This is a genomic window from Entomomonas moraniae, from assembly GCF_003991975.1.
GTDB lineage: Bacteria > Pseudomonadota > Gammaproteobacteria > Pseudomonadales > Pseudomonadaceae > Entomomonas > Entomomonas moraniae.
In genome coordinates, this window is sequence record NZ_CP029822.1 from 229539 (window position 1) to 242241 (window position 12703).

A 12703-nucleotide genomic window follows, 5' to 3' on the forward strand; every position below is an offset into this window, starting at 1 on the left:
AACTCGCTACACTAATGATTCATAGTGTAGCAGTTGATTTGATTCCTTTGATTAACGATTAATGTGAGTATGATAAACAGAATTCAGCCAAAGTTTCTTTTTATAGGCCTGCTTGTATTATTAATACTGGCATTTGTGTTATCTTTAAGTATAGGCGCTGTTCCAATTCCCTTTAACCAGTTGGGAAAGGCAGTCTTAAGCCCACATAGCCAAGAGGGATTAATCATTTGGCAAATACGAATTCCTAGAGCGCTACTTGGCTGTATTGCTGGGGCTGTTTTAGCTATTTGTGGAGTTGCGATGCAAGGATTATTTCGAAACCCGCTGGCTGATCCCGGTTTAATTGGTGTTTCAAGTGGGGCCTCATTAGGCGCTGGGATTGCTATTGTTTTTAGTAGCCAGTTGGCTTTTTTTTCTACAATCGCCCCTTATTTACTATCCATCAGTGCTTTTATTGGCGGTTTGATTGTGACATGGCTTGTTTATCGGTTAGGTCAGCGCCGAGGTACGACTGATGTGGCTACGATGCTATTGGCAGGTATTGCCATCACAGCATTAGCCGGGGCTGGTATTGGTTTATTGATGCATTTGGCCGACGACACCATGTTAAGAAAGCTCACTTTTTGGAATATGGGCAGTTTAAATGGAGCAATGTACAGTACCTTATGGCCATTATTGATCGTTACCGTTGCCATCTGTATTTTTTTACCTCTGCGAGCCGATGGCTTAAATGCACTACTGCTTGGCGAGTCAGAAGCGCGTCATTTAGGCATTCCTGTGGAGCGCTTAAAGATAGAATTAGTCATCTGTACAGCATTAGGTACCGGAGCTGCGGTAGCAGCAACCGGGCTGATTGGTTTTGTAGGGCTTGTTGTACCGCATTTAATTCGTCTTTTAATTGGGCCTAATCATCGTTTTTTATTACCTGCGTCTGCTATCGCGGGGGCTTGCCTACTCGTCTTATCTGACATCGTAGCACGTGTTGTTTTCGCACCGGCTGAATTGCAAATTGGTATTGTCACAGCCTTTTTAGGTGCTCCGTTCTTTTTATACCTACTGGTTCGTAGGAGATACTAATGCTTAATGTAACAGACATCAGCATAACACGTGGATATAAGCAGATTATTGAGCAAGTAAGTTTTGCATTGCCCTCAGGCACAGTGATGGGGGTATTAGGCACAAATGGAGCAGGCAAGAGTACTTTATTAGCGGGGATTAGTGGAGAAATTTCAACACGCACCGGTAAGGTAGTCCTCAATGAGCGCTTATTAAATGAATGGCCAGCCATAGAGCGTGCTAAACAGATGGCTGTATTACCACAGAGCGCTCAGTTAAACTTTGCCTTTACAGTGTCCGAGGTGGTTGCTTTCGGAAGGCTACCACATAAAACAGGTGCTCAAAAAGATCGTGAAATTATTGAAACAGTGTTGGCATTAACTGATATACAATACCTTGCTCATCGGAACTATTTAGAGCTTTCGGGTGGTGAGCGACAAAGGGTACATTTGTCAAGGATTTTAGCGCAGTTGTGGCCAATTACCGATCAATCTGTTTTGTTACTTGATGAGCCGACTTCTATGCTGGATCCTTTGCATCAGCATACACTATTAAAAATAGTGAGGCAGTGTGCAAACGAAGGCGCAGCTGTATTAATCATTTTGCATGATTTAAACTTAGCCGCACGTTATTGTGACCGTATCTTATTATTGGATGATGGAAAGGTTTATGTTGATGACGTCCCTTGTCATGCCTTAACGACCTTAAGCATTGAGCATATCTTTGGCCTGCCTGTCAGCATCAACCATCATCCAACATTAGGTTGCCCATTGATTATTCCAGACTAGGCAAATAATTAGTGATTGTTTAAATGCAATTGACAGCACACGGTGTAATGATATTTTCTATTCATTAAGTATTGGTTTACAATCATTGATAATGAATCTAATCAGATCAACTCTTATAGAGGGTCGCTAGAACTAATGTCAAAATTAAAAAGAACTCAAGACTTACAAAAACTAATCAAAAAAGCTAAGCAAGGTAATGCAAAGAAACAGTTTGAGTTAGGTTTTATGTATGACATAGGGCAGGGAGTTAAGCAAAACTATCTCAAGGCTTTTAAGTGGTATAAATTGGCAGCAGAACTAGGCGTTTCAAGAGCACAAACGAACTTAGGCCTTATGTATATCAAAGGAGATGGAATTAAGCAGGATCAGATTAAAGCGATTAAATGGTTAAAGCGTGCTGCAAAAAAAGCAGATATAAAAGCCCAATACAATTTAGGGCTAGCTTATGAGCTGGGTGAAGGAGTTAAACAAAATACTACCAAAGCGATTAAGTGGTACAAACGGTCTGCTAAAAAGGGTTATGCTGATGCACAATATAACTTGGCATTAATTTATGATTTTGGGAAAGGAATGACTAAAAATTATAAAGACGCTTTCAAATGGTATCAATGTGCAGCTGAGCAAGGTGATGCTGAGGCGCAGTATCGCCTAGGTTTGATGTGTTTTGATGGTGAGGGAGTAAAGAAAGACCTTGCTCAGGCCATTTACTGGTATGTAAAAGCGGCTAAGCAAGGACATGGCAGTGCTCAGTATAATTTAGGTGTGATGTATCGAGACGGCAAGGGCGTCAAAAGAAATTACGCTAAGGCCATTAAATATTACAAACAAGCAGCAGCTCAATTAGATGCAGAGGCTCAACTTTGCTTAGGTTTTATGTATGCTTACGGTTTGGGTGCAAAAAAAGATTATAGGGCAGCTATAAAATGGTATAAATTATCTGCTCAGCAAGGTAATTTAATGGCTCTAACGAACTTAGGGATAATGTATGAGTATGGCCAAGGCTTTAAAAAAAATCTGAGTAAGGCGGTTAAATATTATAAACAAGCTGCTAAGCTTGGGCACCCGAGGGCACAATTCAATTTAGGGACGATGTATGATAATGGCACGGGGATAAAGCAGGATCTAGCAAAAGCCTTTAAATGGTATCAACGTGCGGCTAAACAGAAAGAGATTGATGCGCAATATAACCTAGGTGTCATGTATCAAGAGGGGGAGGGAACTAAGCAAAACTATAGTAAGGCGATCAAGTGGTTTCGTTCAGCAGCCCATCAAGGGAATACAGATGCTCAATCTAGTTTAGATGAGTTGTGCGGTAAAAAATGTTCTATTAAAAAGCATCGGAAAAATTAAAAAAGGTAGGCCGGTTTCTGTTTATAACCGGCCTAAAGTGTAAACATTTTGTACCTTGTAACTTCATTTCATTAAGTTATGAAACTAATGTAAATTAATTATAGGTAATCGTAAAGGTCGCCGTGGCATTAGCTTCTCCAGCAGTAACCGTATTTCCTGTTTGATAATAACGTGCTTGTAATGGAATATTGTACAACCCATTAATTGTGGTAGTTCCTGTAGAAAAAGGAGCACCTAGTTTTAGTGGTGTATTATTGAATAATAATTGAATCCCAACTCCTGTCGCATTGTTATTGGAAGCTGTCAGATTGATGATCCCTTGGTTAGCATTTTGAATATCGCCATCGATTTGTACATTGACTTTTGCATCAGGATTACAAGTTAAAGGAATATCAAATTTCTTGGTATTTGAGTCATCTGGCCAAGTGCCGATACCTTTAAACTCTTTTTTCTCCACATCGCCCATGGCGACACTGATTACCGTTTGGTTTACTTCGCACGGTATGGTGGTGACTGTCAGTGAAGAGACAGAAACATCGGATTCTTTTTGCCAAGAACCGTTGTTTCTTAAAATAAATGCAGCAACAACTCCTGGGGAAACGGTTCCTGAACCTGTTACTTCGTTTGTTTTGTAATAGGCAATATTTATCATCCCTGTGATAGGTTGTCTTGGGAGGATACCTGCTATGCTACAGAGTCCTCTATTATTGGCGTTACCATCAACATTTGTGCCGCCACCAACCCAGCCACTCCATACATCGGTTTGACAATTATAGGTATATCCTTCTACTGCATAGCCTATACCCTTAATAGGTGTGCTATAAATGCGTTTATCACCAACATTCATCACATAAGTACCTATTGCTTTAACACCAAAGATCTGTTCAGTTAACTTGGGATCTGAATTTGTACAGCTGTAAATAGGAGTAATAGCCGTTGAGGTATTTCCAATTTCTGTGCCGATAGGAGTACTTCGGGCTATGGTGATATTGGCTGTACTAATTGTTGTCATTGAGGTTTGCAGTGTGCAGGTGTAAGCTTGTGCCTGTTGTATCCAACAACTTAGTCCAGTTAGCAATAATAAAAAATACTTCATGTTTTTCCTAATAGCGAGGTGAAGAATATGGAATAAGATCATCATAGTTTTTAATAGGTTTTTACACTGCTCATTGGTTCATTTAATCATAATTATGTCTTGTCTGTGGATACCACTAAAGTAACTTTGTTGCCCATATGTAAATGGATTATGTTGCACGGTATGGTTTTTCATAAAGTTTCCCTAATGACAAGGAAGAGAAATCAAAATGATTTCTTTATCACTTTGGCTTAGTTGGAAAGGGGCTTTACATTGTCCATCTTGCCAGTTAACCAGTATGTTTCCTTGCATAGGGACACCGCTTAAGTAGACTTGTTGTTTGTTGTCTACAATGCCTGTCGTTTTGATACCATCATTTATAATGCTTGCTTCTGCTCCGAATGGAATCTTCATTCCTTCTAGTGTGATCAGTATTTTACGACCAACACGTGTTGGAAAGTCGGCAACAACTAGGGCTCCCCGTGTGGGTACGACTACTTTTGTATCTGTTAGAATATCTATGTCATCACCTAAATTTGAGGTATTCAAATGTATACGATTACGTTGGTAAGGAACAGCATAGGGAATAACTGCATAGCCATTTTTATTGGTGTAGATCCCTGTGTTGTTAGCCACTTTAAGATCAGCTGCGTCTTGTGCTTTCACTAAGACCATGGTATCACCTAAAGGCTGTGTGAAGTTGATGCCATCAGGATGAACGACAACACCACCTCTGGCGCCATAGTTTAGTTGTTGACTGTGACGCGTATAGTTAAACCCTAGTTGATACTCACCAAAACTAGATTTGTAATTTAATGATGAACTACCACTTCCGCCTTGGTATTTGGTGACGGATTGTTGTGCATTATAACTTAGGTTATTGTCTGCCAATGCGGTACCCGATATCCCAACAGAGGTTGTGTTTTTACCGTCATCATCGGAGGTGGATGATAGGTTAAGCCAACTGGTTCGTCCTAAAAGATCAAGGGGGATTTGAATATTAACAGAGAAGAGTTGTTCTTTCTGGCGTTGGTATAAACTCTGCGAATAGCTATAGTTGAATGTATAGTTAACGCCTTTATAGCTTTTGTTATAGCCTAAGTTAATATTCTTATCGTTGTTATGGCTATTCCAATAGTCTTGCTTATAAGCAGACACATAGAAACTGCCATAATCCCCCAATGACTGGTTGACATTTAATTGAAGCCTATTACGCTTCGATTGTCTGTATATTAAGTTGTTGACTTTTGTCGCGGGGTCACTAAATGTATCATTAGCATAATCATAATAACCGTTGGCTTCATCAAAATCGCGGTAATCAGAGGTTGAGTAACGATACCCTGCTAATGTGAAGGTTGTCCCTGTTTGAGTAATATCTTTAGCATATTGGAAACGTGTTGAAAGCCCGTTGTAGTTAGTACCTTTAATTTTAGAGCTAGCGACTGTTGTATCAAGAGATACTGAACCTAAAAAGCCTAACCCTTTACCCACACCTAAAAGAGCTGACTTATAATTGGAGGCTAAGATGGTTCCACCATAAACAGTGGAATCATACGGTAAACCATAAACACCGGTTGTTTGGATAAAACCAGGCTCTTTAATATTGTCGCTTGTTGAGCGATATTCACCCGCGGTCAGGGAGTATTTGAACCGACCTTCGCGAAGCATAATGGGTACTGATGAAAAAGGTTGAGTAAATTGGCGTACTCTACCGTCCGCTTCTTTAATGGTTACTTCAAGATTACCACTGGCCGAGGTAGGGTATAGGTCATCAATAGCAAAAGGTCCAGGTGGTACATAAGATTGCCAAATTACATTACCATTTTGGCTAATGGTTACTTGGGCATTGGTTTGTGCAATGCCACGTATAACAGGTGCAAATCCACGTAGGCTAGATGGTTGCATACTGTCATCGGAGTATAGTTGAACCCCTCGAAAAGCAAAACTATCGAACATATCAGAGGGGGTATAACTATCCCCGATGATTAACTGGCTTTTAAGTGATTTGATATCCCGTTGCGCATAGGTATTAATATTATTCCAATCGTGAGTACCATTTCCTTGCGTGTAGGTACTGTAGTTCCTAAGACGCCAAGCGCCTACATTAACGCCACTGCGTAAATTGACGTAGGCATTTGTATTCATCTCTGAAGACTCATCTTCTTTTGTTGATGCAAAAGAGGTGTTGTAATCTAAGAAAAGTGCGCTAATGCCATCATCCCAATCCTTTGGCGAAATATAGCCTTGTGCTGTGTTCGTCATATATAGCTGGGGGATGGATATTTTTAGTTTTCGTTGCTCGAAATTAAAGTTAGTAAGGGCATCGGGAATTACCGTGCCAATATCTTTGATAATGTGGTCATCTGGTAATGCCATAAACTCAGGTGTCGCATTTGGATTAACACCAAAGTTAATGTAATCTTGCTTGGTTAATAGCGGTACTAGCTTACTATCTAAATGCTCGTAGTTAATATCTCTTTCATCTACATGGTTGCTATTAATATAGATTTCTGACGAATAAGAACCTGCCTCTTGCCCCCCCGTTTTATTAAAAACAGAAAGATCTACAAAATGACTATTTCCCTCCACTAGGTTAGGGTTGAAATAGTCATCTGCGAGAGTTAACTGAGAAGATATTACACAATTTACACTTAAAACGGTATATGACAATATGCGATTTCGCATTATTTATTCAACTTCATACTCTGGTAAATTAAAACGTTATACATGCTAGGGCGCAGGTATTATTTGTTGCTCTGTAGGCGTTACACCACCAAAATCATTAATCGCTTGCCAGTTAACATTATTGCCAGTAGCCACAGATTTATTAATTACTTTTGTAGAAAAAGGAGCAACCATCTCGGGGTTTTCGATGTCTTTTCCATTTACTTTTAAGCTATAAAATGAAACATGGTAAGGTGTTGGATTCTTGACTAATAACTTACCATTACTTTGACTGAACTTTAGCTGTTTGTAGCCATCGGCTGGGTTTTCTTTTAAACCTGTGGGGCGATAAAATAATTTCATTTTGCTTTTGACAGCAATTAATAATACATTTTGAGCTTCTTTATCGCTGGATGGAATTGACTTGATATTTAGCCAATAAACACTTTCTCTGTCTTTAGGTAACGACTGGCCATTATAAATAATGCGTATTGAGTTTTGTGTATTAGGGTCAAGTCTAAATAGAGGGGGAGTAGAAATAAATACACCATCATCGGTGTTGCTTTCAACCGATTTGTTGACCCATGATTGAATTAAATAAGGCTGCTTATCAGGATTGTTAACACTGATAGAGGCTTGTTTTGCATTACCATCATAGATCAGTCTTGAACCACCAATCTGGACACCTGCCAAGCTAACAGGTATTTGCATGATAATAAGTAATAGAGGAAAAATATTTTTTTTAAGCATTCGTGGACCTAGAAAATATTTAAAAACAGAGCCTTTATAAGGCTCCATTTTTCTTTCTTAGTTATAAATAATAGTGAAAGAGGTTGTTGCGTTTGCTGTACCTGCTGTAACAGGGTATGCTGTTGCATAGTACTTAGCGATATAAGTTAGCTCATTAGTCGTATCTGCAGTGAGTGCAACTTTTTGAGAGTCAGTGGCCAGCGGAATTAATGTGCTACTGTTTTGTTCATAAATAGCAATTCCCACATTTTTAGCTGTTTGTCCTGAGTCAAGTGCTAAAATGTGTGAGTTAGTTGTATCTGGTGAACCATCAAAACGCACACTAGCATTAGCTACTGAGCTTGGGCAGTCTGATAGTTTAATTGTAAAACGTGCAGGTGCTGCTGTTGCGCCAGCACTAGGAAACGCTGATGTAGAAACATTGCCTAAGTTAACAGTCTGATTTTGTGATTCAGTATTAACTGTGCAAGCGGTATCAAGAATGTTTCCAGTGAATTGGATGGTACCATCGGCTGCATTTGCTGTGTTTACTAACTGAAACCCAAGAATGATAGATGTTAAAATCAATGTATTTTTTTTCATGAAAATCCTCAAATAAATCGTTTTACCCTCTTCCCGAATTACTCTTTAACCTAACATCAAACATTTCCTAAAAACAGGGACAGCACTACGCAGATAAACTGTTTCGTTTATCGGCAATATCCATATTAAAAGGTTATGTTATAGGTAAGCTTAATCGAGCTATACACTCAGGAGGTTTTATTCGTATATTTTTATATACCGGCGCAAAGATAGTTTTCTTCCTAAAAATATACAAGACCAATATATTAATTTTGTGAATTAAGTCTACTATACTTTATTGTTAAAGTATGTTTTTTGACGGAGTCGAGGTTTTAAGTGTCTTATTTTCCTCATTTTTTTAATTATATAAACCGTACATATAGGCTATTTTATTAGGTGTTTTCCCTTTTTTGTCGCACGTATGTCATTATCAAAAATAAAAAAATAGAGCATTTTTATACTTTTTTTATACCTTACAATATTTAATTTACACTTTTTTTATATCCATTTCTTTATGCTGACTCAGTAAAAATTATTTTAGTGAGTCTTCTTGTATGTCTATTTTATTAGGAATGGCGTTGCTATTAGCGATTAGCTTACTGGGTTATTTGATTTATGTTCTCTATAACGCGGAGGACTTTTAAATGACAACACAGTCAATTATATTAATTGTTTTATTATTAGCCGCTTTAACAACACTGGCTTATCCCTTAGGGAGATACCTCGCCTATATTGCTGTATCTAAAAATAAAGTTAAGGTTATTGGTTGTTTTGAAAACTTTATTTATAAAGTTTCAGGGGTTAACAACCAAGAGATGAACTGGAAGCAGTATGCACTCAGTGTGGTTATATTTAATGTATTAGGCATTGTGGTATTAGTTCTTTTACAGTTACTACAATCTTATTTATTACTTAATCAAAATCAGGCGGTTACACCTAACCTAGATTTAGCCATTAATACAGCAGTTAGTTTTGTGACAAATACAAACTGGCAAGCCTACAGTGGTGAGTCTGGGGTTAGTTACCTTGTACAAATGCTTGGGCTAACGGTTCAGAACTTTTTATCTGCCGCCACAGGGATTGCTGTAGTTTTTGCCGTGATAAGAGGGCTTAGCAGTTATAGCCAAACAGCTCATAGTCTAGGTAACTTTTGGGTAGATATTACCCGTATTACACTTTATGTATTATTACCGTTATCGATCATTGTGAGCCTTATTTTTATGAGCCAAGGGGTGATTCAGAATTTTTTACCACCTTTAGAAATTAATACACTGGAGGGTAGCACACAAGTCATTGCTATGGGGCCTAATGCATCACAAGAAGCCATTAAATTAATTGGCACTAATGGCGGTGGATTCTTTAATACTAATTCTTCACACCCATTTTCAAACCCCAATGCATTAACTAATTTTATTCAAATGTTATGCATCTTTTTAATCCCTGCTTCATTGTGCGCTGCTTTCGGTCATCTTGTCGGTGACAAGAGACAAGGCTGGGCGATTTATATTGCCATGGTTATTTTGTTTATCATTTTTGCGAGTAGCTTGATGGCGTTGGAGCAACAGGTAAATCCTGTTTGGCAAAGTACATCATTTGACACGGCATCATCAACCTTACAAACAGGCAGCAATATGGAGGGCAAAGAATCACGTTTTGGCATCTCTGGTTCTGCGCTATTCTCCGCTGTGACAACAGCCGCATCTTGTGGTGCTGTTAATAATATGCATGACTCGCTAATGCCCTTAAGTGGTGGTGCTGCGATGTTATTGATGCAATTAGGCGAAGTTGTGTTAGGTGGCGTTGGGTCAGGTCTTTATGGCATGTTGATCTTTGTTATTCTGACTGTCTTTATTGCAGGGTTAATGATCGGTCGCTCCCCCGAGTATTTGGGCAAGAAAATTGAACCAAAAGAAATGAAGCTGATTGCGCTAGCAATGTTAGCAAGCTCTTTTATTGTACTCATATGCACAACAATCAGTACGCTTATTCCTCAAGGTGTTGCAGGCATCTCCAATCCCGGCGCACACGGTTTTTTACAAGTGCTCTATGCCTTTAGTTCAGCAGCTAATAATAATGGCAGTGCGTTTGCAGGCTTATCAGCGAACACGCCGTTTTATAATTATTTATTGGCGTTGGCAATGTTTGCAGGCCGTTTTGGTGTCATTATTCCTATGTTAGCCATTGCCGGTGCTTTCGCAATGAAAAAGCGTATTCCTTTTAATGACAATATGCTTCCTACCCATTCTCCACTATTTATAGGATTACTCATTTGTATTGTACTCATTATCGGTGCTCTTACTTACGTTCCTACGTTGGTATTAGGTCCCATTGTTGAACATGTACAACTTATGACGAAATAGATAGGCACTCCATTATGTTAAAAGCAAATAAGTTATTAAGTAGCCAATCACTTAAATTGGCGTTGAAAGATACTTTTTTAAAGTTAAATCCGTTGGTACAACTGCATAACCCTGTTATGTTTATTGTTTATATTTGTAGTGTGTTTAGTGTTGTACTCAGTATTCATGCAATGGTAACAGGTGCTGAACAAACCTCTTTTATTATCACCATTACTTTGTGGTTATGGTTTACATTGCTTTTTGCTAATTTTGCTGAAGCCATTGCCGAAGGACAAAGTAAGGCGCAAGCAGATGCATTAAAAGGTTTAAAACAAACAACCGAGGCGACTCGTTTGTCTGAACCTCATTTAGAGGCTAGCCGTGAAACTATTATATCCAGCGAGTTAAAACAAGGTGATATTATTCTCGTTAATGCCGGGGAAATCATTCCAGCAGACGGTGAAGTACTTGAGGGTGTCGCTTCTGTCGATGAGTCTGCCATCACGGGTGAGTCAGCCCCCGTTATTCGTGAGTCAGGTGGGGATTTTTGTTCTGTAACAGGTGGAACACGTGTTATCTCTGATTATTTGATTATTAAAGTGATGGCTAACCCCGGTGAGTCATTTCTAGATAAAATGATCAGCATGGTTGAGGGCGCGGAACGCCAAAAAACACCCAATGAAATAGCACTCACGATATTGCTCGTAACATTAACAATGATTTTCTTACTTGTGATTGTGGTGTTGTACCCATTCACCACTTTTGCGGTTGAACATGCAGGTGCAAGTAACACCATTACATTAACGGCACTGATTGCTTTGTTGGTGTGTTTAATTCCTACAACCATTGGTGGGTTATTGTCTGCCATTGGTGTGGCAGGGATGAGCCGCATGATGAAAAAAAATGTGATTGCTACCTCGGGCCGTGCAGTAGAAACAGCCGGTAATATAGATGTTTTGTTACTTGATAAAACAGGGACTATTACCTTTGGGAATCGCCAAGCTTCTGATTTTTATCCTGCACCTAACTATCAACTAACCGATATTGCACAACAAGCGTTATTGTCTTCATTGGCAGATGAAACACCTGAGGGACGTAGTATTGTTGTATTAGCCAAAGAAATTTTAAATCAACATCATGTGGATACTGCATCTATTGAAAATGGGCAGGCTAACTACACGCCGATTGCTTTTACTGCTCAAACGCGCATGAGTGGTGTTGATATTTCAACAGACAAAGGCATTAATTCACTCCGTAAAGGGGCAGCTAATACGGTTAAAGTCTTTGTTGAGGAGCAGGGTGGTAAGTTCCCACAAGCTATTACTCAGCAAGTCAATAAAATAGCGACTGAAGGAGCTACGCCGCTTGTTGTTGCACTAAATAATCAAGTTATCGGTTGTATTGCCTTAAGGGATATTGTTAAACCCAATATCAGAGAGCGTTTTGACGAATTACGTTCAATGGGGATTAAAACCATTATGATTACGGGGGATAATGCCCTTACAGCCGCAGCGATTGCCTCAGAAGCGGGCGTTGATGACTATTTAGCCGATGCAACCCCTGAAAATAAATTAACCCTTATTCGCGAACACCAACAACAAGGCTTATTAGTTGCCATGACGGGGGACGGTACCAACGATGCCCCAGCACTGGCTCAAGCAGATGTTGCAGTGGCAATGAATTCAGGAACACAAGCTGCTAAAGAAGCCAGTAATATGGTGGACTTAGATTCAGACCCCACTAAGTTGATTGATATTGTTAAAACAGGTAAGCAACTGTTGATGACACGCGGTGCATTAACGACCTTTTCTATCTCTAATGATATTGCTAAGTATTTTGCGGTGATTCCTGCTGCTTTTTCCAGTGTTTTTCCTGCATTGGGTGTCTTGAATATTATGCAATTACATAGCCCTGAGTCAGCCATTTTATCAGCTACTATTTTTAATGCATTGATTATTATTGCGTTGATTCCTTTGGCATTAAAAGGTGTACGTTATCGCGTGGCAAGTGCTATTAGCTTGTTGCGTCGAAATATTCTGCTTTATGGTTTAGGCGGTATTGCAGTGCCTTTTATTTGCATAAAACTAATAGACATGTGTTTAGCTGTATTATAGGTGGAA

At 39.2% G+C, this 12703-nt stretch carries 10 protein-coding genes; 6 read left to right on the forward strand and 4 right to left on the reverse strand.

What is annotated here, in order from left to right; genetic code table 11:
• Window positions 1–69 precede the first annotated feature (69 nt).
• From DM558_RS01240 to DM558_RS01250, 3 genes are all read left to right on the forward strand, one after another.
• Entirely contained in the window at window positions 70–1077 is a 1008-nt protein-coding gene (locus tag DM558_RS01240; protein WP_127161695.1) for a FecCD family ABC transporter permease, read from the forward strand.
• Window positions 1077–1844, forward strand: a complete 768-nt coding sequence (locus DM558_RS01245) for a heme ABC transporter ATP-binding protein (protein ID WP_127161696.1) — start codon at window positions 1077–1079, stop codon at window positions 1842–1844. Before DM558_RS01240 ends, DM558_RS01245 begins: the two co-directional genes overlap by 1 nt.
• Before the next feature lie 135 nt (window positions 1845–1979).
• A complete protein-coding gene (locus DM558_RS01250; protein WP_127161697.1) occupies window positions 1980–3194 on the forward strand; it encodes an SEL1-like repeat protein in 1215 nt (404 codons plus the stop codon).
• A 94-nt stretch (window positions 3195–3288) separates the two neighbouring features.
• Here the strand turns inward: DM558_RS01250 and DM558_RS01255 are convergent, their stop codons facing one another.
• The 4 genes from DM558_RS01255 to DM558_RS01270 all read right to left on the reverse strand — a co-directional run bounded on the left by DM558_RS01255 (window position 3289) and on the right by DM558_RS01270 (window position 8265).
• Entirely contained in the window at window positions 3289–4290 is a 1002-nt protein-coding gene (locus tag DM558_RS01255) for a fimbrial protein (RefSeq protein ID WP_164731216.1), read from the reverse strand.
• A 183-nt stretch (window positions 4291–4473) separates the two neighbouring features.
• The gene (locus DM558_RS01260) at window positions 4474–6954 is read right to left on the reverse strand and encodes a fimbria/pilus outer membrane usher protein (RefSeq protein ID WP_127161699.1); all 2481 of its coding nucleotides are present in this window, start codon (window positions 6952–6954) and stop codon (window positions 4474–4476) included.
• Between the two features lie 45 nt (window positions 6955–6999).
• On the reverse strand, window positions 7000–7731 hold the full coding sequence (locus DM558_RS01265; RefSeq protein WP_228411782.1) for a fimbrial biogenesis chaperone: 732 nt from the start codon (window positions 7729–7731) through the stop codon (window positions 7000–7002).
• A 9-nt stretch (window positions 7732–7740) separates the two neighbouring features.
• The gene (locus DM558_RS01270; RefSeq protein WP_127161700.1) at window positions 7741–8265 is read right to left on the reverse strand and encodes a fimbrial protein; all 525 of its coding nucleotides are present in this window, start codon (window positions 8263–8265) and stop codon (window positions 7741–7743) included.
• A 551-nt stretch (window positions 8266–8816) separates the two neighbouring features.
• Between DM558_RS01270 and DM558_RS15980 the strand changes: the two genes are divergently transcribed.
• Genes DM558_RS15980 through kdpB form a run of 3 tightly spaced genes read left to right on the forward strand, consistent with a single transcriptional unit; the run spans window position 8817 to window position 12697 of the window.
• Window positions 8817–8888, forward strand: coding sequence for a potassium-transporting ATPase subunit F (locus tag DM558_RS15980; protein ID WP_407644326.1), 72 nt, complete (start codon window positions 8817–8819; stop codon window positions 8886–8888).
• Window positions 8889–10604, forward strand: coding sequence for a potassium-transporting ATPase subunit KdpA (kdpA, locus tag DM558_RS01280; protein ID WP_127161702.1), 1716 nt, complete (start codon window positions 8889–8891; stop codon window positions 10602–10604).
• Window positions 10605–10618: 14 nt separating this feature from the next.
• The gene (gene kdpB, locus DM558_RS01285) at window positions 10619–12697 is read left to right on the forward strand and encodes a potassium-transporting ATPase subunit KdpB (protein ID WP_127161703.1); all 2079 of its coding nucleotides are present in this window, start codon (window positions 10619–10621) and stop codon (window positions 12695–12697) included.
• The last annotated feature ends 6 nt before the right edge of the window (window positions 12698–12703 follow it).

Coding starts and splice junctions, on each gene's coding strand:
- DM558_RS01240 (WP_127161695.1), top strand. CDS start 70: ATGATAAACAGAATTCAGCCAAAGTTTCTTTTTATAGGCCTGCTTGTA.
- DM558_RS01245 (WP_127161696.1), top strand. CDS start 1,077: ATGCTTAATGTAACAGACATCAGCATAACACGTGGATATAAGCAGATT.
- DM558_RS01250 (WP_127161697.1), top strand. CDS start 1,980: ATGTCAAAATTAAAAAGAACTCAAGACTTACAAAAACTAATCAAAAAA.
- DM558_RS01255 (WP_164731216.1), bottom strand. CDS start 4,290: ATGAAGTATTTTTTATTATTGCTAACTGGACTAAGTTGTTGGATACAA.
- DM558_RS01260 (WP_127161699.1), bottom strand. CDS start 6,954: ATGCGAAATCGCATATTGTCATATACCGTTTTAAGTGTAAATTGTGTA.
- DM558_RS01265 (WP_228411782.1), bottom strand. CDS start 7,731: ATGGAGCCTTATAAAGGCTCTGTTTTTAAATATTTTCTAGGTCCACGA.
- DM558_RS01270 (WP_127161700.1), bottom strand. CDS start 8,265: ATGAAAAAAAATACATTGATTTTAACATCTATCATTCTTGGGTTTCAG.
- kdpA (WP_127161702.1), top strand. CDS start 8,889: ATGACAACACAGTCAATTATATTAATTGTTTTATTATTAGCCGCTTTA.
- kdpB (WP_127161703.1), top strand. CDS start 10,619: ATGTTAAAAGCAAATAAGTTATTAAGTAGCCAATCACTTAAATTGGCG.